This window comes from Streptomyces sp. SCA2-17 (assembly GCF_044336695.1).
Genome location: NZ_CP117521.1, coordinates 794859 through 813710 on the forward strand (window position 1 = coordinate 794859; position 18852 = coordinate 813710).

Sequence of the window (18852 nt, forward strand, 5' to 3'; positions counted from 1 at the left end):
ACGGCTGCCATGTTCAGCGCGGAACGTTACCGTACTGCGATCAGATGACCACTTCGACGGTCTCGCCCGGGGGCCTGCCGGAGACCTTCTCGGTCTCCAGGGCGTTCTGCAGGATGACGACCGCGGCCGCCTGGTCCACCACGGACCGGCCCTTCTTGGAACTGACGCCCGAGGCGCGCAGCCCCTGCGTCGCGGTGACCGTCGTCATGCGCTCGTCGACCAGGCGCACCGGGACGGGCGCCACGCGGCGCGCCATCTCCTTGGCGAAGGTGCGCACCTTGGCCGCGGCCGGCCCCTCCCCTCCTTTGAGGGAACGGGGCAGGCCGACGACGACCTCGATCGGCTCGTACTCCGCGACGATCTCCACGAGCCGCTTGTGGGCCTTGGGGATGTCACGGCCGGGCACGGTCTCCACCGGGGTGGCGAGGATCCCGTCGGGGTCGCACGAGGCGACCCCGATCCGGGCGTCCCCGACGTCGACGGAGATGCGTCTTCCTCGGCGCACGGGTCAGGCCGCCTCGGCCACGAGGCGCTCGACGGCGGCCATGGCCTCGTCGACGGCCTCGGGGTTCTGGCCGCCGCCCTGGGCGACGTCCGGCTTGCCGCCACCGCCGCCGCCGAGGGTCTTGGCGGCCGTACGGACCAGGTCGCCGGCCTTGAGACCGCGCTCGCGGGCGGCCTCGTTGGTGGCGATGACCGTCAGCGGGCGGCCATTGGCCACGGTGAACAGGGCCACGACGGCCGGGCGGCCGCCGTTGATGCGGCTGCGCACGTCGAGGACGAGCTTGCGCAGGTCGTCGGCGCCGGTGCCGTCCGGGACGCGGCCGGTGACCAGGGCCGTGCCGTGCACGTCCTTGGCGCCCTCGGCCAGGCCCGCGGCGGCCTGGAGGACCTTCTCGGCGCGGAAGCGCTCGATCTCCTTCTCGGCGTCCTTGAGCTTGGCGAGCATCCCGGAGATCTTCTCCGGCAGCTCCTCCGGGCGGCCCTTGACGAGCTCCTGGAGCTGGGCGACGACCGTGTGCTCCTTGGCCAGGAAGTTGTAGGCGTCGACGCCGACCAGGGCCTCGACACGGCGCACGCCCGAGCCGATGGACGACTCGCCCAGCAGCTTCACCAGGCCCAGCTGGGCGGTGTTGCCGACGTGCGTGCCGCCGCACAGCTCCTTGGAGAAGTCGCCGATGGTGACGACGCGCACGCGCTCGCCGTACTTCTCGCCGAACTCGGCGATGGCTCCGGCCTTCTTGGCCTCGTCCAGGCTCATCACCTCGGCCTGCACGTCGAGCTCCCGGGAGAGGACCTCGTTGATGCGCTGCTCGACGTCGGTCAGCACCGTGCCGGGAACGGCGGCCGGCGAGCCGAAGTCGAAGCGGAAGCGGCCCGGCGAGTTCTCCGAGCCGGCCTGGGCGGCCGTCGGGCCGAGCGCGTCGCGCAGGGCCTGGTGGGTGAGGTGCGTGGCCGAGTGGGCGCGGGCGATGGCGCGGCGGCGCTTGACGTCGATCGAGGCGTAGGCGGAGGCGCCCACGGTGACCTCGCCGACCTGGACGACGCCCTTGTGGACGTGCACGCCCGGAACGGGCTTCTGCACGTCGCGGACCTCGATCACGGCACCGGTGTCGAGCTTGATGCGGCCGGTGTCGGCGAGCTGGCCGCCGCCCTCGGCGTAGAAGGGGGTGCGGTCCAGGATGACCTCGACGTCGTCGCCCTCGGTGGCGGCCGGCGAGGGCAGGCCGTCGACGAGGAGACCGACGATCGTGGACTCGTTCTCGTTGCGGGTGTAGCCGGTGAACTCGGTCTCGCCCGCGGTGTCGGCGACCTCGCGGTAGGCGGACAGGTCGGCGTGGCCGGTCTTCTTGGCCTTGGCGTCGGCCTTGGCTCGCTCCCGCTGCTCCTTCATCAGGCGGCGGAAGCCGTCCTCGTCCACGGACAGGCCCTGTTCGGCGGCCATCTCCAGGGTGAGGTCGATCGGGAAGCCCCAGGTGTCGTGGAGCAGGAACGCCTTCTCGCCGGCGAGGACCGTGCCGCCGGCGGCCTTGGTCTCGGTCACGGCGGTGTCGAGGATGTTGGTGCCGCCCTTGAGGGCCTTGAGGAAGGCGGCCTCTTCGGCGAGGGCGACCGTCTCGATGCGCTTGCGGTCGCTCTCCAGCTCCGGGTACTGCTGCCCCATCGTCTTGATGACGACGTCGAGCAGCTCGGCCACGACGGGGCCGGTGGCGCCCATCAGGCGCATGTTGCGGATGGCGCGGCGCATGATGCGGCGCAGGACGTAGCCGCGGCCCTCGTTGCCGGGGGTGACGCCGTCGCCGATGAGCATCGTGGACGTGCGCATGTGGTCGGCGACCACGCGCAGCGAGACGTCGGTGCCCTTGGCGGCGCCGTAGCGGACGCCGGTCAGCTCGGTGGCCTTGTCCATGACGACGCGCAGGGTGTCGGTCTCGTACATGTTCTGCACGCCCTGCAGGATCATGGCGAGGCGCTCGAGGCCGAGACCGGTGTCGATGTTCTTGGACGGCAGGTCCCCGAGGATCGGGAAGTCCTCCTTGCCGTCGCCGGCACCGCGCTCGTACTGCATGAAGACCAGGTTCCAGATCTCCACGTAGCGCTCGTCGTTGACGGCCGGGCCGCCCTCGGCGCCGAACTCCGGACCCCGGTCGTAGTTGATCTCGGAGCAGGGGCCGCACGGGCCGGGGACGCCCATGGACCAGTAGTTGTCCTTCTTGCCCAGCCGCTGGATCCGCTCGGCGGGCACGCCGACGACGTCACGCCAGATGCGCTCGGCCTCGTCGTCCTCGAGGTAGACGGTGATCCACAGCTTCTCCGGCTCCAGGCCGAAGCCGCCGTCCGCCACGGGAGTCGTCAGCAGCTCCCAGGCGAGCTTGATGGCGCCTTCCTTGAAGTAATCGCCGAAGGAGAAGTTGCCGCACATCTGGAAGAACGTGCCGTGCCGGGTGGTCTTGCCGACCTCCTCGATGTCCGGCGTGCGGACACACTTCTGCACGCTGGTGGCGCGCGAGAACGGCGGCTTGACCTCGCCGAGGAAGTACGGCTTGAAGGGGACCATGCCCGCGGGGACCAGGAGCAGGGTCGGGTCGTCCGCGATGAGCGACGCCGACGGCACGACGGTGTGCCCACGCTCCTCGAAGAAGCGCAGCCAGCGCCTGCGGATTTCAGCCGACTCCATCAGTGGTCCTCTTTCCGGGTGAGCGAGTTGTAGGTGTGGTGCTGGTCGAGGGCGACGAGGTGGCGCTGCCCGGGGACCGCGCGGTGCTCGGGGGCGGGCGGCGCGGCGCTGAGGCCGAGCGCGTCCTTGAGCGCCGCTTCCCGGTGCGCCATTCCGTCACGGACGTCCAGCGCGAAGAGCTTGACCCTGCGCCCGGCGATGACCGCGCGGTCCGCGGCCTGCAGGGCCAGGCTCTCCGGGGTGAGCTTGGCGAGCTTCCGGTTGACCTTGGTGGTGGCCCAGACACCGGCTGCTACACCGGTCGTGAACCAGAAGGTGCGGCGGAACATTCCTGGGGTCAACCCTTCCCACGGGTGCGGCGGCCGGCGCGGGCGGACGGCAGGGGGCTGCCGACGGCCTTGCCGACGAAGACGGAGCCCTTCGGCTCGGGAGCGGCCTTGCGGCCCATCGCCCGCCGGACGCCGTAGCCGAAGGCGGCGACCTTGACCAGCGGGCCGCCGAAGGCGGAGGAGACGGTCGAGGAGAGCGCCGAGGCGTTCGCCGTGACCTCCTGGACGTCCGCGGCGATCGAGTCGACGCGGGCGAGCTGGGTGTGCGCGGAGCGGACGGTCGCCGAGGCGTCGGCGAGGAGCGGCACGGCCTGCTCGGTGACGTCGGCGACCAGCTTGGTGGCCGCCTTGAGCGTCTGCGCGAGCCGCACCAGCACCAGGGCGATGAAGGACACCAGAATGGCCCAGAAGACGGCCACGAGGATCCCGGCCACCTCTCCACCGGACACGCTGCACCGCTCCCTAACTGTGGTCTTTTCTGCTCGGATACCGACCTTATCGCGCCGGGCCTCCGCGCCCGTACCGCATTACCGGTCCGTACGGCACGGATGTGCGAGCGCGGTGCCCCGGAAACGCGCCAGCCCGCCGTCCCGCGGCCACGAGGGCGGCGGAACGACGGGCTGGGCGAAAGGCAGTCCTGCTCCCCCGGCTGCTGCCGGGGGGTACACCCGGACTTAGCGGGCGTAGTACTCGACGACGAGCTGCTCGTCGCAGATGACCGGAACTTCCTTGCGGTTGGGCAGGCGGTCCAGGCGGAAGGCCAGGGCGCCCAGGTTGACCTGCAGGTAGCGCGGGGTCTCACCGTCGGCGGCGAAGCCACCGGCGCGGGAGGTCTCGAACAGCGGCTTGCTGCGGCTGCGCTCGCGGACCATCACGACGTCGTTCGGGGCGACGCGGAAGGACGGCTTGTCGACCTTGCCACCGTTGACCTCGATGTGGCCGTGGACGACCATCTGGCGGGCCTGGTAGATGGTGCGGGCGATGCCCGAACGCAGGACGAGGGCGTCGAGGCGGCGCTCGAGCTCGACCACCAGGGCCTCGCCGGTCTTGCCCTCGGCCTTGCGGGCGCGGTCGTAGGCACGGACCATCTGGCGCTCGCTGATGTCGTACTGGGCGCGCAGACGCTGCTTCTCGAGCAGACGGACCTTGTAGTCGCTGTTCTGCTTGCGGCCACGGCCGTGCTCACCCGGCGGGTAGGGGCGGGCCTCGAAGTACTTGACGGCCTTCGGGGTCAGCGCAATGCCGAGCGCACGAGACTTCTTGACCTTGGGACGCGACTGGTTAGGCACGTTCTCCAGACCTCCGAAATAGGTTAGGTTAGGCTTACCTTACTCAAGGAGATCGCATGTCTCGCCCGGGGAACACCAGTCACATCACGGACAGCACGCAGAAGACCGGCGCTCTCGATGGCGCCGACGTGACGGAGGTCCGATCAGATCGTGGTCAGCCGCGTCCCAGCGGACTTGAAATCGCGCGGATGCCGTCAGCAGCCGAGCGCACACGAACTCTCGTACAGAGTACATGCTCCGCGGTGCTGCTCGTTCCCGGGGCCGCGGCCACCCGTCCCGACCAGCTGATGCCCGAGGCGCGCAGCGTCGGTCCCGACGGCGAGGTCTTCCTGGTCTTCCCCGCCGACAGCCCGGCCGTGCGCGCCGCCACCCACGCCCAGGACGACGAGCTGCCCGCCGTCCTGGAGCTCACCGACGTGGCCCCGGTCTCCGTGCCCAGCCGCATCCGCGGACGGGCCTGGATCTCCGGCTGGGTCACCTGCGTGCCCGGCGTGACCGAGCCCGGCCGGATGATGGTGCGCCTGGAGGTCGGCGAGGCGAGCGTGGACGACCTGTGGGGCGCGGAGGACGTCGAGCCCGAGGAATTCACCCGGGCCCAGCCGGACCCGCTCATCGGCCACGAGGCCGAGCTGCTCCAGCACCTGCACGCGGGCCACGGCGACCAGGTCCTCGGGCTGTACGCGCTCCTCGGCGAGCGGGCCGAGGACGCGCGCCGCGCGGGCGACCGCGCGGTGCCGCTGGCGCTGGACCGCTTCGGGCTGCGGGTGCGGTTCACCCGCGCGGGCAGCGGGGCGCCGGCGGACCGGTCCTTCGACGCGCGGTTTGAATTCCCGGAGCCGGTCCGCGACGTGGTCGGCTTGCGCCGGGCGATGCATCGCCTCTTCGAGGCCGCGGCCGATTAGGGCGGGGCCCGCCTTCACGACCGGGCTGAGCACGGGTCCGGCACCGCCGATCACCTCCGGTGGGGGGTGCGCGCCGCTGCGGCGGGACCATTCTTTTCCGCCGCAACGGCGAGACGCTGAAGGTGCCTGACCGGCGGTGCCGAACCAGGATCAGCCCTCCTGCTCCCCGCGCAAGCGGGACCGCACGCGTTCCACCACGTCCGCATAGCGGGCCTCCGCCCCGTACCGGGTCGGCGCGTAATAGCTCCGGCCCCGGACCGCGTCCGGCGCGTACTGCTGCGCCGCGATGCCGCCGGGCAGATCGTGCGGATACAGATACCCCTGCGCGTGCCCCAGCTTCTCCGCGCCCTTGTAGTGGCCGTCCCGCAGGTGCGGCGGCACCGGGCCGGCGAGGCCCGCCCGGACGTCGGCGAGGGCGGCGTCGATGGCGAGGTAGGCCGCGTTGGACTTCGGGGCCAGCGCCAGCGCGATCGCCACCTGGCTCAGCGTGATCCTCGCCTCGGGGAAGCCGATCAGCGCGACGGCCTGCGCACCGGCGACCGCCGTCTGGAGGGCCGTGGGATCGGCCAGGCCGATGTCCTCGCTCGCGGAGATCATCAGCCGCCGCGCGATGAACCGCGGATCCTCGCCCGCCTCGATCATGCGGGCCAGATAGTGCAGCGTGGCGTCCACGTCGGAGCCGCGGATCGACTTGATCAGGGCGCTCGCGACGTCGTAATGCTGGTCACCGGCGCGGTCGTACTTCACGGCCGCCCGGTCGACGGCCTCCTCCAGCGTCTCCAGGGTGATCTCGCCCTCGCCCTTGGCTATGGCCGAGCCCGCACCCGCCTCCAGCGCGGTGAGGGCGCGCCGGGCGTCGCCGCCGGCGATCCGCAGCAGGTGCGCCTCGGCGTCCTCGGGCAGGGTCACGGCGCCGCCGAGCCCTCGCTCGTCGGTGAGGGCGCGGTGCAGCAGCCCCCGCAGGTCCTCGTCGGTGAGCGCTTGCAGGGTCAGCAGCAGGGAGCGGGAGAGCAGCGGGGAGATGATCGAGAAGTACGGGTTCTCCGTGGTGGCCGCGATGAGCGTGACCCAGCGGTTCTCCACGGCGGGCAGCAGGGAGTCCTGCTGGGCTTTGCTGAAGCGGTGGATCTCGTCGAGGAAGAGGACGGTCTCCTTGCCGTAGCCCCCGGAGGCGCGGCGCGCGCCGTCGATGACGGCCCGTACTTCCTTGACGCCCGCGGTGATCGCGGAGAGCTCCACGAAGCGCTTGTTGGTGGCCTGGCTGACCACGTACGCGAGGGTCGTCTTGCCGATGCCGGGCGGGCCCCAGAGGATCACCGACGAGGGGCCGGCCGGGCCGCCGCTGCCCTCCCCCACCAGCCTCCGCAGGGGACTGCCGGGCTTGAGCAGATGTCCCTGCCCCACGACCTCGTCGAGCGTGCGGGGGCGCATGCGCACGGCCAGGGGACTGCTCGCCGGGTCTTTCTCCTGGCGGTCCTCTGCGGCTGCGGTGAACAGGTCGGGCTCCACGTCCGAAACCCTATGCCACCCCACTGACAACGCCGCCGGACCAGGAGGTCCGGCGGCGTCGATCAAGCCAGGTCCGCGAGGACCGGGGTCAGGCGGTGCCGCCCGTCCAGAAGTCCCACCAGCGGGTGAGGATCATCATGCCGATGATGCCGATCCACAGGACGGGCACGACCCAGTGGAACTCCAGCAGGGCGCGGCGCACGCCGTCCGGTGCCGGGATGAAGCGGTGCCGGACGTTCTGCACGGTCACGTAGCAGAACATGAAGATCGTGGCGGCCCAGGCCAGGCAGCACCACAGGCACAGCGACCCGATGACGTACAGCGACTGGTACTGGAGCCAGGTGACGAAGCCGACGCCGAAGAGGCAGCCGGCCTCCATGCCGAGCCAGTACCAGCGGGGGAAGCGGGCCCCGCCCAGCAGGGCGAGGCCGATCCCGATGATCACGCTGTAGGCGGCCAGGCCCAGCATCGGGTTGGGGAACCCGAAGGCCGCGGCCTGCTCGCTCTTCATGATGTTGCCGCAGGACACGATGGGGTTCAGGCTGCAGCCCGGCACGAAGTTCGGGTCTTCCAGCAGCTTGAACTTGTCGAGCGTGATGACCCAGGAGGCGAGCACCCCCATCGCGCCGGTGATCACCAACAGCAGGGCGAACGCGCGGCTGCCGCCCACGGCGCCGGTCGCGGGGCCGTCCCGCTCGTCGCCGTCGGTGTCGGAGCGGTCGAGTGCCGAAGTGGTCATAGCGCCGTTGATCCCATCAGTCGGTCCCTGGCGCCCATTCTGCACCAGCGGAGTGACAATCAGCCCTGCTTGGCCAGGACTTCACCCACGACGTCCGTGAGGGCGACGGCCTTCTGCTCGCCGCTCTCCAGGTCCTTGAGCTGCACGTTCCCCTCGGCCAGGTCGCGCTCGCCGGCGATGACCGCGAAGCGGGCGCCGGAGCGATTGGCCGACTTCATCGCGTTCTTCAGACCCTTGCCGCCGTACGCGAAGTCGGTGGCGACGCCCTGCCGGCGCAGCTCGGTGACCAGGCCGAAGAGGACCTTGCGGGCCTCCTCGCCGAGCGGGACGGCGTAGACCTCGGTGGGCGAGGGCAGGTCGAGCGCGATGCCCTCGGCCTCCAGGGCGAGCACCGTGCGGTCGACGCCGAGCGCCCAGCCGACGGACGGCAGCGCGGGGCCGCCGATCATCTCGGACAGGCCGTCGTAGCGCCCGCCGCCGCCGACCGCGGACTGCGAGCCGAGGCCGTCGTGGACGAACTCGAAGGTGGTGCGGGTGTAGTAGTCGAGGCCGCGGACGAGCTTGGGGTCGTCCTCGAAATCGACGCCCGCGGCGGTCAGCAGCTCGCGCACCTGGTCGTGGTAGGCCGTGCAGGCCTCGCACAGGTGGTCGCGGAAGAGCGGGGCGCCGACGAGTTGCTTCTGGACGTCCTCGCGCTTGTCGTCCAGGACGCGCAGCGGGTTGATCTCGATGCGGCGGCGGGTGTCCTCGTCCAGCTCCAGGCCGCGCAGGAAGTCCTGCAGGGCGGCGCGGTAGACGGGGCGGCACTCCTTGTCGCCGAGGGAGTTCAGCAGGAGGCGGAAGTCGGCGAGGCCCAGCGACTTGTACGCGTCGACGGCCAGGATGATCAGCTCGGCGTCCAGCGCCGGGTCCTCGGCGCCGATGGCCTCCGCGCCGACCTGCGAGAAGTGGCGGTAGCGGCCCTTCTGCGGACGCTCGTAGCGGTAGTACGAACCGGAGTACCAGAGCTTGACGGGCAGGTTGCCGTCCTTGTGGAGGTTGCCCTCCAGGGCGGCGCGCAGCACGGAGGCGGTGCCCTCGGGGCGCAGGGCGAGCTGGTCGCCGCCGCGCGTGGTGAGGGTGTACATCTCCTTGGTCACGATGTCGGTCGACTCGCCGACGCCGCGGGAGAACAGCTCGACCTGCTCGAAGCCGGGGGTCTCGACGTAGCCGTAGCCGGCCCGCTTGAGCGGGGCGGCGATGGCCTCGCGGACCGCGAGGTAGACGGCGGAGGTGGGGGGCTTGAGGTCGTAGGTGCCCTTGGGGGCCTTGAACGTACTCACGGGAAAATCGTCACATTCCTCTTCGCGGAGCGGCGGTAGGGCCGCCTCCGGAGCCGCGCAGCGTGTCCGCCACTTCCCGCAGGTACGGGTTGGTGGCGCGCTCGCGGCCGATGCTGGTCTGGGGGCCGTGGCCGGAGAGGACCACGGTCGAGTCGTCCAGGGGCAGGCATACGCGTGCCAGCGACCGGAGCATCTCGGCGTGATCACCGCCCGGCAGGTCGGTGCGTCCGATGGAGCCGGCGAACAGCAGGTCGCCCGAGAAGAACACCGAGGGGACCTCGGAGGTCTCGGGCATCCTGAAGGTCACCGACCCCTTGGTATGGCCGGGCGCGTGCGCGACGGTGAACTCCAGCCCGGCGAGGTCGAGGCGCGAGCCGTCGGTCAGCTCCTTGACGTCGTCCGGCTCCCCGACGGTCAGCTCGCCCATGAGCTGCTGCCCGATGGAGCGGCCGAGGGCCTTCTCCGGGTCGCTCATCATGTAGCGGTCGGCGGGGTGGATCCAGGCCGGGACGTCGTGGGCGCCGCACACCGGGACGACCGAGGCGACGTGGTCGATGTGGCCGTGGGTGAGGACGACGGCGACGGGCTTGAGCCGATGCTTCTTGAGCGCCTCCTCGACCCCAGGGGCCGCCTGGTGGCCCGGGTCGATGATCACGCACTCCTCGCCGGCGGCAGGGGCGACCAGATAGCAATTGGTCCCCCAGGCCCCGGCGGGGAACCCGGCAATCAGCACATTCGTCCTTAATGATCGACCAGCAGTTTTCATCCAGCGGTGCGGCCGCGACGCCCTGCGGGGATCACCGGCTGCGAACAAGAGCCTACCGGCGGCACCTCCGCGGCCGCGAACCCGTATACCGTACGGGCACACCAGCAACACAGGGCTCATGACATGGACAAGTCGGTATGAGGAGTAGACCCGGTGGTCAGTAACGAGCAGCGGCGGCGGCAGCTCGCCCGGGAGAAGTTCGAGCGGCAGCAGCAGCGCCGCGAAGAGGCCCGGCGCAAGGCCCGGCGGCGGAACGCGGTGATCGCCGCCGTCCTCGCGGTGGTGGTGGCCGCGGGCGTGACCGCGTACGCCACGGGCGCGCTGTCCGGCGACGACAAGAAGGACAAGACCGACGCCGCGGCACCCGAGACCTCCAAGGCGCCTTCCAAGGGGCCGGACCCGTGTGCCAAGCCCGCCCCCGGCTCCCCCGCCACGAAGACATGGAAGTCGGAGCCGGAGATGAGCATCGACAAGTCCGCGGCGTACGCCATGGACTTGAAGACGACCTGCGGCACGATCGACGTCAAGCTCGACGCGGCGAACGCCCCGCACACGGTCAACTCCTTCAACTTCCTGGCCGGCGAGGGCTACTTCGACCACACCAAGTGCCACCGCCTGACCACCGCCGGGATCTACGTCCTCCAGTGCGGCGACCCCAAGGGGACCGGCCAGGGCGGCCCGGGCTACACCCTGCCCGACGAGAACCTCAAGGACCCCAAGCTCAAGGGGAACGTCTACCCCGCGGGCACGGTCGCGATGGCCAACACCAGCCAGCCGCACACCGGCGGCAGCCAGTTCTTCCTCGTCTACCAGGACAGCCCGCTGCCGCCGTCGTACACGCCCTTCGGCACGATCGGCGCCGAGGGCATGAAGACGCTCAAGAAGATCACCGGCGCGGGCGAGGCGTCCGGCGCCGGCGACGGTGCCCCGAACGCGACCGTGGTCATCGACAAGGCGACGGTCGCCAAGTCCTGACTCCGGGCGCACCGCTCCGATCAGGCCTCCGGTGCCCGGCTGTTGCCCGCTCAGCGAAATTTCGGTCGCGCGGGATACGGACAGCCAGGGCGCCGGTCGCCTATGTTGGCGTTGTGTAGGGTGCCTGATCCGGCGGCTACCCGCACCCGAATGATCAAGGCGATGATCAAGCCGCCGGACCGGCCAGGGCGCGGCCCTGCCCGGAACAACTGTGGACGATGCGCGAGGGCCGCACACCGGCCCCGCCATCATGTGGAGGAGGCGCTGTGAGCAGCGACCCATGGGGCCGCGTCGACGAGACGGGGACCGTGTACGTGCGTACTGCCGACGGTGAGCAGGTCGTCGGATCGTGGCAGGCCGGGTCTCCCGAGGAGGCCCTTGCTTACTTCGAGCGCAAGTACGAGGGCCTGGTCGTCGAGATCGGCCTCCTCGAGAAGCGGGTCAAGACCACCGACCTGTCGGCCAAGGACGCGATGGTCGCGATCGACCACCTGCGCACGCAGGTCGACGAGCACCACGCCGTCGGTGACCTCGACGCGCTGCGGACCCGGCTCGACAAGCTCGTCGCGACCGTCGAGGCGCGCCGCGAGGAGCGCAAGGCGGCGAAGGCCAAGCAGGCCGACGAGGCGCGCACGGCCAAGGAGGCGCTGGTCGCCGAGGCCGAGGAGCTGGCGGCGAGCGAGCAGTGGCGGGCCGCCGGCGAGCGGCTGCGCGCCCTGGTCGACACCTGGAAGGGCCTGCCGCGGCTGGACCGCAAGGCCGACGACGAGCTGTGGCACCGCTTCTCGCACGCCCGCTCGGCGTTCTCGAAGCGGCGCAAGGCGCACTTCGCGGCCCTCGACGCCCAGCGCGAGGACGCCCGCAAGGCCAAGGAGAAGCTGGTCGCCGAGGCCGAGGCGCTGTCCGGTTCCACCGACTGGGGCCCGACGGCCGCGCGTTACCGCGACCTGATGGCGGAGTGGAAGGCCGTCGGCCGTGCGCAGCGCGAGGCGGAGGACGAGCTGTGGGGCCGCTTCCGCGGTGCGCAGGACGTCTTCTTCCAGGCGCGCAGCGAGGTGTTCGCCGAGCGCGACGCCGAGCAGTCGGTCAACCTGACGCACAAGGAGGAGCTCGCGGCCGAGGCCGAGAAGCTGCTGCCCGTCACCGACCTGAAGGCCGCCCGCGCCGCGTTCCGCTCGATCAACGAGCGGTGGGAGGCCATCGGCCACGTCCCGCGCGACGCCCGCCCGAAGATCGAGGGCCGGATGCACGCGGTGGAGCGCGCCATCCAGGAGGCCGAGGAGGCCGAGTGGCGGCGTACGAACCCGGAGGCCCGGGCCCGTGCGGCGGGCCTGACCGGCCAGCTTCAGGCGGCCGTCGACAAGCTCCAGGAGCAGGTCGACAAGGCGCGTGCCGCGGGCAACGACGCCAAGGCGAACAAGCTCTCGCAGGAGCTGGAGGGCCGTAAGGCCCTTCTGGACCAGGCTCTGAAGGGCCTGGAGGAGTTCGGCGGCTGAATCACCCCATGAGTAAGGGGCTCCGGCTATTGCCGGAGCCCCTTACTCATGTGCGCATTTACGGCCGGCGGGCCGACGTCACGCGGTAGACGTCGTACACGCCCTCCACACCCCGTACGGCCTTCAGGACGTGGCCGAGGTGCTTCGGGTCGCCCATCTCGAAGGTGAAGCGCGACGTGGCCACCCGGTCCCGGGACGTCTGCACGGCAGCCGAGAGGATGTTGACGTGCTGGTCGGACAGGACGCGCGTGACGTCCGACAGCAGCCGGGAGCGGTCCAGCGCCTCGACCTGGATCGCGACCAGGAAGACCGAGGACTGGGTGGGCGCCCACTCGACGTCGATGATCCGCTCGGGCTGCTGCGAGAGCGACTCGACGTTGACGCAGTCGGCGCGGTGCACCGAGATGCCGTTGCCGCGGGTGACGAAGCCGATGATGGGGTCGCCGGGCACCGGCGTACAACAGCGGGCCAGCTTCACCCAGACGTCCTCGACGCCCTTGACGATCACGCCGGGGTCGGCGCTGGAGCGGCGCTTGGAGCGGCCGCGGATCGGCGCGGTCTCCTCGATGTCCTCGGTCGCCGCGTCCTCGCCGCCGAGGGCCTGGACCAGCTTCTGCACGACGCCCTGCGCCGCGACGTGGCCCTCGCCGATGGCGGCGTAGAGGGAGGAGATGTCGGGGTAGCGCATCTCGTGCGCGAGGGTGACCAGGGAGTCGCCGGTGAGGATCCGCTGGATCGGCAGGTTCTGCTTGCGCATGGCGCGCGCGATGGCGTCCTTGCCCTGCTCGATCGCCTCGTCGCGGCGCTCCTTGGAGAACCAGGCCCGGATCTTGTTGCGCGCGCGGGGGGACTTGACGAAGCCCAGCCAGTCGCGGGAGGGGCCGGCGCCGGGCGCCTTGGAGGTGAAGACCTCGACCAGGTCGCCGTTGTCCAGGGTGGACTCCAGGGGCACGAGCCGCCCGTTGACCCTGGCCCCTATCGTCCGGTGGCCGACCTCGGTGTGGACGGCGTAGGCGAAGTCGACCGGGGTGGCCCCGGCCGGGAGCGCTATGACATCGCCCTTGGGGGTGAAGACGAAGACCTCGTTGCGGGAGAGGTCGAAGCGCAGGGACTCCAGGAACTCGCCCGGATCCTCCGTCTCCTTCTGCCAGTCCAGCAGCTGCCGCAGCCAGGCCATGTCATTGACGGTGTCCTGGTTCTTGCCGGCGTTCTTGGGCACGTCGGTGCGCACCTTGGAGGCACCGGCGACGGCCTCCTGCTTGTACTTCCAGTGCGCGGCGATGCCGTACTCGGCGCGGCGGTGCATGTCGAACGTACGGATCTGCAGCTCGACGGGCTTGCCGCTGGGGCCTATGACCGTCGTGTGCAGCGACTGGTACATGTTGAACTTGGGCATCGCGATGTAGTCCTTGAACCGCCCCGGGACCGGATTCCACCGGGCGTGGACGGTGCCGAGCGCCGCGTAGCAGTCGCGGACGGTGTCGACGAGGACGCGGATGCCCACCAGGTCGTAGATCTCGGCGAAGTCCCGGCCCCGCACGATCATCTTCTGGTAGACGCTGTAGTAGTGCTTCGGGCGGCCGGTGACGGTGGCCTTGATGCGGGCGGCGCGCAGATCGGCCTGGACCTCGTCGGTGACGATCGCGAGGTACTCGTCGCGCTTGGGGGCCCGCTCGGCGACGAGGCGGACGATCTCGTCGTACATCTTGGGGTAGAGGATCGCGAAGGCGAGGTCCTCCAGCTCCCACTTGATGGTGTTCATGCCCAGCCGGTGCGCCAGCGGAGCGTAGATCTCCAGGGTCTCGCGGGCCTTCTTCTCCTGCTTCTCCCGCTTGAGGTAGCGCATGGTGCGCATGTTGTGCAGACGGTCGGCGAGCTTGATGACCAGGACGCGCGGGTCCTTGGCCATGGCGACGACCATCTTGCGGACGGTCTCGGCCTGCGCGGCCTCGCCGAACTGCACGCGGTCCAGCTTGGTGACACCGTCCACCAGCAGGGCGACCTGGTCGCCGAAGTCGCGGCGCAGGTCGTCCAGGCCGTACTCGGTGTCCTCGACGGTGTCGTGCAGCAGGCCCGCCATCAGCGTGGCCGGGTCCATGCCGAGCTCGGCGAGGATCGTGGTCACCGCGAGGGGATGCGTGATGTACGGGTCGCCGCTCTTGCGCTTCTGGCCGCGGTGCCAGCGCTCGGCGACCTGGTAGGCGCGCTCGATCTGGCGCAGCGTGGTCGCGTCGGCCTTCGGGTCGTTTCCGCGCACTATGCGCAGGAGCGGCTCGAGCACGGGGTTGTACGGGCTGGAGCGCTGGACGCCGAGGCGGGCGAGGCGGGCCCGGACGCGGCTGGAGGAGCCGGGGCGGGGAGCGCTCGGCGGGGGCGTGGGCCGGGCGGGTGAGGTGCCGGCGACGGCCGGGACCGGGCCCTTCGGCCCGCTGCCCGCCCCGGTGCCGGCGGGCGGCCGGGGCGTGGACTCAGGCGCGCTCTGCGGGCGGCCCGTGGGCGTACCCGTGGCCGCCGCGGCCTCGGGAGACGGCTTGTCCTGCTGTGCGGCGGTGAGCGGCTGGGCCTCGTCTGGCAAGAGCACTCCTCATGCGGGGTCCGGCCCCCCGATCAGGTCCGGACTGCCATGGTATCGAGCCCGGGCGGCGGGGGCGCCGCGCACCCGGCTGTGCTCACAAGAACGCGGGACGGCCCCCGGGGTCTTCCCCGGGGGCCGTCCCGCTTGTCCGGTCTGTGCCGTCGTGGCAGGTCAGACGGTGATCAGCGCCTCCAGCGGCGCATCCTCGAGGGCGCCGGCGAGGCGCTCGCGGCCGGGCAGGAAGCCGAGCTCCATGAGCACGACGACGCCGGCCACCTCGGCGCCGGCCCGGCGGATCAGCCGGACCGAGGCCTCGGCGGTGCCGCCCGTGGCCAGCACGTCGTCGATGACGAGGACGCGGTCGCCCGGGCCCACGGCGTCGGCGTGCATCTCGATCTCCGCCGTGCCGTACTCCAGCTCGTACGCCTGGGCCAGCGTGGCGCCGGGGAGCTTGCCCGCCTTGCGCACGGGCACGAAGCCGAGCCCGGCGCTGACGGCGGCCGGGGCGCCGAGGATGAAGCCGCGGGCCTCCAGGCCGACGACCTTGGTGGCGCCGTGGCGCTTGCACGCCTGCGCCAGGGCGTCGGTCAGGGCGGCGAACGCCGTGGCGTCGGCGAGCAGCGGGGTGATGTCCTTGAACATCACGCCCGGCTTCGGATAGTCGGGGACATCGTGGATGTGCGCGACCAGCAGGTCACGCAGCTTCTCGTCGGCCGGGCCGACTCCCGTGGCGCTCATCGGCGCTTCCCCTGGGCACGGCCGCGGCTGCCGCGGGCGCGGGGGGCGACGACACCGGCGGCGCCGGCGTCCTCATCCTGGCCGTCCTCGGCTCCGGGGACGGCGTCGCGCGGCTCCGCCTCGCCCGTCTCGCCCTTCGCGGCCGCGGCGGCGCGCTTGGCGCGCACCCGCTTGGCGAGGGCCTTCATCTGCGGGTCGCGCTCCTTGAAGTCGGCGACCAGCGGGGTGGCGATGAAGATCGAGGAGTAGGCGCCGGCCGCGAGGCCGACGAACAGGGCGAGCGAGATGTCGTTGAGCATGCCCGCGCCGAGGAAGCCGCCGCCGATGAACAGCAGGCCGGCGACCGGCAGCAGCGCCACCACGGTGGTGTTGATCGAGCGCACCAGGGTGCCGTTGAGGCTGCGGTTGGCGATCTCACTGTAGGTGAAGCGGGTCTGCTTCGTGATGTCCTTCGAGCTCTCCTTCAGACCGTCGAAGACGACGACGGTGTCGTAGAGGGAGTAACCGAGGATCGTGAGCAGACCGATCACGGTGCCCGGGGTGACCTCGAAGCCGACCAGGGCGTAGACGCCGACGGTGATGGTGAGGTCGTGGATCAGCGCGACCAGGGCGGCGAGCGCCATCCGCCACTCGAAGGCGATCGCGAGGTAGATCACCACGAGGATCATGAAGACGGCCAGGCCGGTCCATGCCTTGTTGGCGATCTGGTCGCCCCAGCTCGGGCCGACGATGTCGGTGTTGACCTTGTCCGTGGAGACGCCGAGCTTCTTGGCCAGGGCTTCCTGGGTGGCGCGCGACTGCTCGGTGGTGACGTCGCTGACCTGGATGCGCAGCGGGCCGTTGCCGAGCTTCTGGACGATCGCGGTGTGGCCGGAGGCCTCCTCCGCCGTCTGGCGGGCGGCGTCCGCCGAGACCGAGGTCTTGGGCGTGGTGAAGACCGCGCCGCCGGAGAACTCGATGCCGAAGTTCAGGCCCCGCACCGCCAGGCCGACGATGGCCGTGATGGTGATGAGGATCGAGATGCCGTACCAGATCTTCCGCTTGGCCACGAAGTCGTAGCCGACCTCGCCGCGGTAGAGCCGGGCACCGAGATTGCCGAGCTTGGACATCTCACGCCTCCTTCGGGTCGACGGGGGCGGCGGGGCGGCGGCGGGAGGCCCGCAGCGGCGGCCTGGCGCCGAGCCGCTTCGGGTCGAGCCCGGACCAGGGGTGACCGCTCGCGAAGAACTTGCGGCGGGCCAGGAGCGTCATCAGCGGCTTGGTGAAGAAGAAGACCACGACGACGTCGAGGAGGGTGGTCAGGCCGAGCGTGAACGCGAAGCCCTGCACCTTGCCGACGGTGACGATGAAGAGCACGGCGGCGGCGAGGAACGACACGAAGTCGGAGACCAGGATCGTGCGGCGGGCGCGCGGCCAGCCGCGCTCGACCGCCGGGCGCAGGGTGCGGCCCTCGCGGATCTCGTCGCGGATGCGCTCGAAGTAGACGATGAAGGAGTCGGCGGTGATGCCGATCGCGACGATCGCACCACAGACGGCCGGCAGGTTCAGCGCGAAGCCGATGGCCTGGCCCAGCAGCACCATGATCGTGTAGGTGAGGATCGCCGAGCACAGGAGGCTGGCGAGGGCGACGAGCGCGAGACCGCGGTAGTACGCCACGAGGTAGACGACGACCAGGAGCAGGCCGATGGCACCGGCGAGGAGGCCGGCGCGCAGCTGGTCCCCGCCCAGCGCGGCCGTGACCGTCTGCTCGGTGACGACGTCGAAGGAGAGCGGCAGGGCGCCGTAGGACAGCACGTTGGCGAGGTCCTGGGCGGTGGCCTGGGTGAAGCCGCCGGAGATCTCCGCCTGGCCGCCGGTGATCGAGGTGGAGACGGACGGGTCGGAGACGACCTCGCCGTCCAGCACGATCGCGAACTGGTTCTGCGGGGCCTGCTTGCTCGCGAGCTGGCCGGTGACCGCGGCGAACTTCTTGGAGCCGGTGGAGTCGAACTTCAGCTGGACGAGCCAGCCGCGGCCCTGCTGGCTGTCGAAGACGGCGCTGGCGCCGGTGACGTTGGTGCCCTCGACGGACACCGGGCCGAGGATCTCCTTGGCCGAACCGTCCTTCTTGCAGGCGACGATGACGTCGGTGGGCGTGGCGCTCGACGCGGCCTCGTTGGCCTTGGCGCGGCCCTCGGGGGTGGTGCAGTCCAGGGCGTCGAGCCGCTTCTGCAGCGCGGCGGCGTCGGCCGGGGACGGCGTCGGGTCCTTGGACTTGTCGTCCTTCGCCTTGTCGTCCTTCTTGGCGTCGTCCTTCTTCTCGTCCTTCGCCTTGTCGTCCTTGGCGACGGCCGAGGCGGACGGGGTGGCGTCGGCCTTGACGGCGTCGGTGACGGGGCGGCCCTGCTGGCGCGGGCTCGCGCTCGCGGAGGGGCTGCCGGCGCCGGCCGAAGCGGAAGAGGAGGCGGAGGGCGAGCCGGACGGCTTGTTCTTGTCGTCCTTGGCCTTGCCGTCCTTGTCCTTACCGGGGGTGGAGGCGTTGGGAGTGGGCTCGGTCTTCGCACCGGGGGCCACGGACAGCACAGGGCGGAAGCCGAGCTTGGCGGTGGTACCGACCTGCTGGCGGGCCTGCTTCGCGTTCGTCCCCTTGGGGATGTTCACGATGATGTGGTTGTCGCCCTGCGTCTGGACCTCGGCCTCGGTGACGCCGAGACCGTTGACACGCCGCTCGATGATGCCGACCGCGGTGTTCATGTTGGTCGGGTTGATCGCGTTGGGCTTGCCGGGCTCGTTCTTGGCCTCCAGCGTGAAGCTGGTGCCGCCCGCGAGGTCGATGCCCAGCCGCGGCGTGGTCCGCCCGGAGGCGAACATCCCCCCGGTGAGCGCCACCATGGCGATCAGGATCAGGGCCAGGACCCGGCCCGGCCTGCCCTGGCCGCCCGGGGACCTGCGGCCCTTCTTCGGTGCTGCCACCTTGTCGTTTCTCCCTGTCCAACCGCCCGGCGCCGTGCAGTGGCCGGGCGGCCACGAATGTAGTGGGGACCTGCCCCCCGCC

At 71.0% G+C, this 18852-nt stretch carries 16 protein-coding genes; 3 read left to right on the plus strand and 13 right to left on the minus strand.

The genetic code is table 11. From position 1 onward, the window contains the following. Window positions 1–40 precede the first annotated feature (40 nt). The 5 genes from ruvX to rpsD all read right to left on the minus strand — a co-directional run bounded on the left by ruvX (window position 41) and on the right by rpsD (window position 4796). Window positions 41–505 (minus strand): Holliday junction resolvase RuvX, encoded by a 465-nt coding sequence (gene ruvX, locus PS271_RS03470; protein ID WP_043188057.1) that lies wholly within the window; start codon window positions 503–505, stop codon window positions 41–43. Between the two features lie 3 nt (window positions 506–508). Next, complete coding sequence (alaS, locus tag PS271_RS03475; RefSeq protein ID WP_398379989.1) at window positions 509–3178, minus strand: alanine--tRNA ligase; 2670 nt, start codon at window positions 3176–3178, stop codon at window positions 509–511. After that, the gene (locus tag PS271_RS03480; protein ID WP_120758271.1) at window positions 3178–3507 is read right to left on the minus strand and encodes a DUF6167 family protein; all 330 of its coding nucleotides are present in this window, start codon (window positions 3505–3507) and stop codon (window positions 3178–3180) included. The genes alaS and PS271_RS03480 overlap by 1 nt, the downstream gene beginning before the upstream one ends. 8 nt (window positions 3508–3515) lie before the next feature. Continuing rightward, complete coding sequence (locus PS271_RS03485) at window positions 3516–3956, minus strand: DUF948 domain-containing protein (protein WP_241999953.1); 441 nt, start codon at window positions 3954–3956, stop codon at window positions 3516–3518. Between the two features lie 225 nt (window positions 3957–4181). After that, window positions 4182–4796 carry a 30S ribosomal protein S4 gene (gene rpsD, locus PS271_RS03490; protein ID WP_235481951.1) on the minus strand — a complete coding sequence of 205 codons (615 nt, stop codon included), beginning with the start codon at window positions 4794–4796 and terminating at the stop codon, window positions 4182–4184. A 188-nt stretch (window positions 4797–4984) separates the two neighbouring features. On the opposite strand from rpsD, the gene PS271_RS03495 reads away from it, so the two are divergent. Beyond that, window positions 4985–5698, plus strand: a complete 714-nt coding sequence (locus PS271_RS03495) for a DUF2470 domain-containing protein (RefSeq protein WP_398379993.1) — start codon at window positions 4985–4987, stop codon at window positions 5696–5698. A 150-nt stretch (window positions 5699–5848) separates the two neighbouring features. On the opposite strand, the gene PS271_RS03500 is transcribed toward PS271_RS03495, so the two are convergent. From PS271_RS03500 to PS271_RS03515, 4 genes are all read right to left on the minus strand, one after another. Continuing rightward, window positions 5849–7207, minus strand: a complete 1359-nt coding sequence (locus PS271_RS03500) for a replication-associated recombination protein A (protein WP_398379995.1) — start codon at window positions 7205–7207, stop codon at window positions 5849–5851. 88 nt (window positions 7208–7295) lie between these two features. Beyond that, a complete protein-coding gene (locus tag PS271_RS03505) occupies window positions 7296–7946 on the minus strand; it encodes a vitamin K epoxide reductase family protein (RefSeq protein ID WP_398379997.1) in 651 nt (216 codons plus the stop codon). Between the two features lie 59 nt (window positions 7947–8005). Beyond that, on the minus strand, window positions 8006–9268 hold the full coding sequence (gene hisS / locus PS271_RS03510; protein WP_398379999.1) for a histidine--tRNA ligase: 1263 nt from the start codon (window positions 9266–9268) through the stop codon (window positions 8006–8008). A gap of 10 nt (window positions 9269–9278) precedes the next feature. Further along, window positions 9279–10001, minus strand: coding sequence for an MBL fold metallo-hydrolase (locus PS271_RS03515; RefSeq protein ID WP_398380001.1), 723 nt, complete (start codon window positions 9999–10001; stop codon window positions 9279–9281). Window positions 10002–10187: 186 nt separating this feature from the next. Here PS271_RS03515 and PS271_RS03520 point away from each other — a divergent pair, with 186 nt between their 5' ends. Next, window positions 10188–11009 (plus strand): peptidylprolyl isomerase, encoded by an 822-nt coding sequence (locus tag PS271_RS03520; RefSeq protein ID WP_398380003.1) that lies wholly within the window; start codon window positions 10188–10190, stop codon window positions 11007–11009. 266 nt (window positions 11010–11275) lie between these two features. Then, window positions 11276–12505: a DUF349 domain-containing protein gene (locus tag PS271_RS03525; RefSeq protein WP_398380005.1), complete on the plus strand. Its 1230-nt coding sequence runs from the start codon at window positions 11276–11278 to the stop codon at window positions 12503–12505. Between the two features lie 58 nt (window positions 12506–12563). On the opposite strand, the gene PS271_RS03530 is transcribed toward PS271_RS03525, so the two are convergent. The 4 genes from PS271_RS03530 to secD form a co-directional block, all read right to left on the minus strand. Beyond that, window positions 12564–15080, minus strand: a complete 2517-nt coding sequence (locus PS271_RS03530; protein WP_398380007.1) for a RelA/SpoT family protein — start codon at window positions 15078–15080, stop codon at window positions 12564–12566. A 171-nt stretch (window positions 15081–15251) separates the two neighbouring features. Further along, entirely contained in the window at window positions 15252–15818 is a 567-nt protein-coding gene (locus PS271_RS03535) for an adenine phosphoribosyltransferase (protein ID WP_398380009.1), read from the minus strand. Beyond that, window positions 15815–16927, minus strand: a complete 1113-nt coding sequence (gene secF, locus PS271_RS03540) for a protein translocase subunit SecF (RefSeq protein WP_398380011.1) — start codon at window positions 16925–16927, stop codon at window positions 15815–15817. The genes PS271_RS03535 and secF overlap by 4 nt, the downstream gene beginning before the upstream one ends. A 1-nt stretch (window position 16928) precedes the next feature. Continuing rightward, window positions 16929–18770: a protein translocase subunit SecD gene (gene secD / locus PS271_RS03545; RefSeq protein WP_398380013.1), complete on the minus strand. Its 1842-nt coding sequence runs from the start codon at window positions 18768–18770 to the stop codon at window positions 16929–16931. Between the last annotated feature and the right edge of the window lie 82 nt (window positions 18771–18852).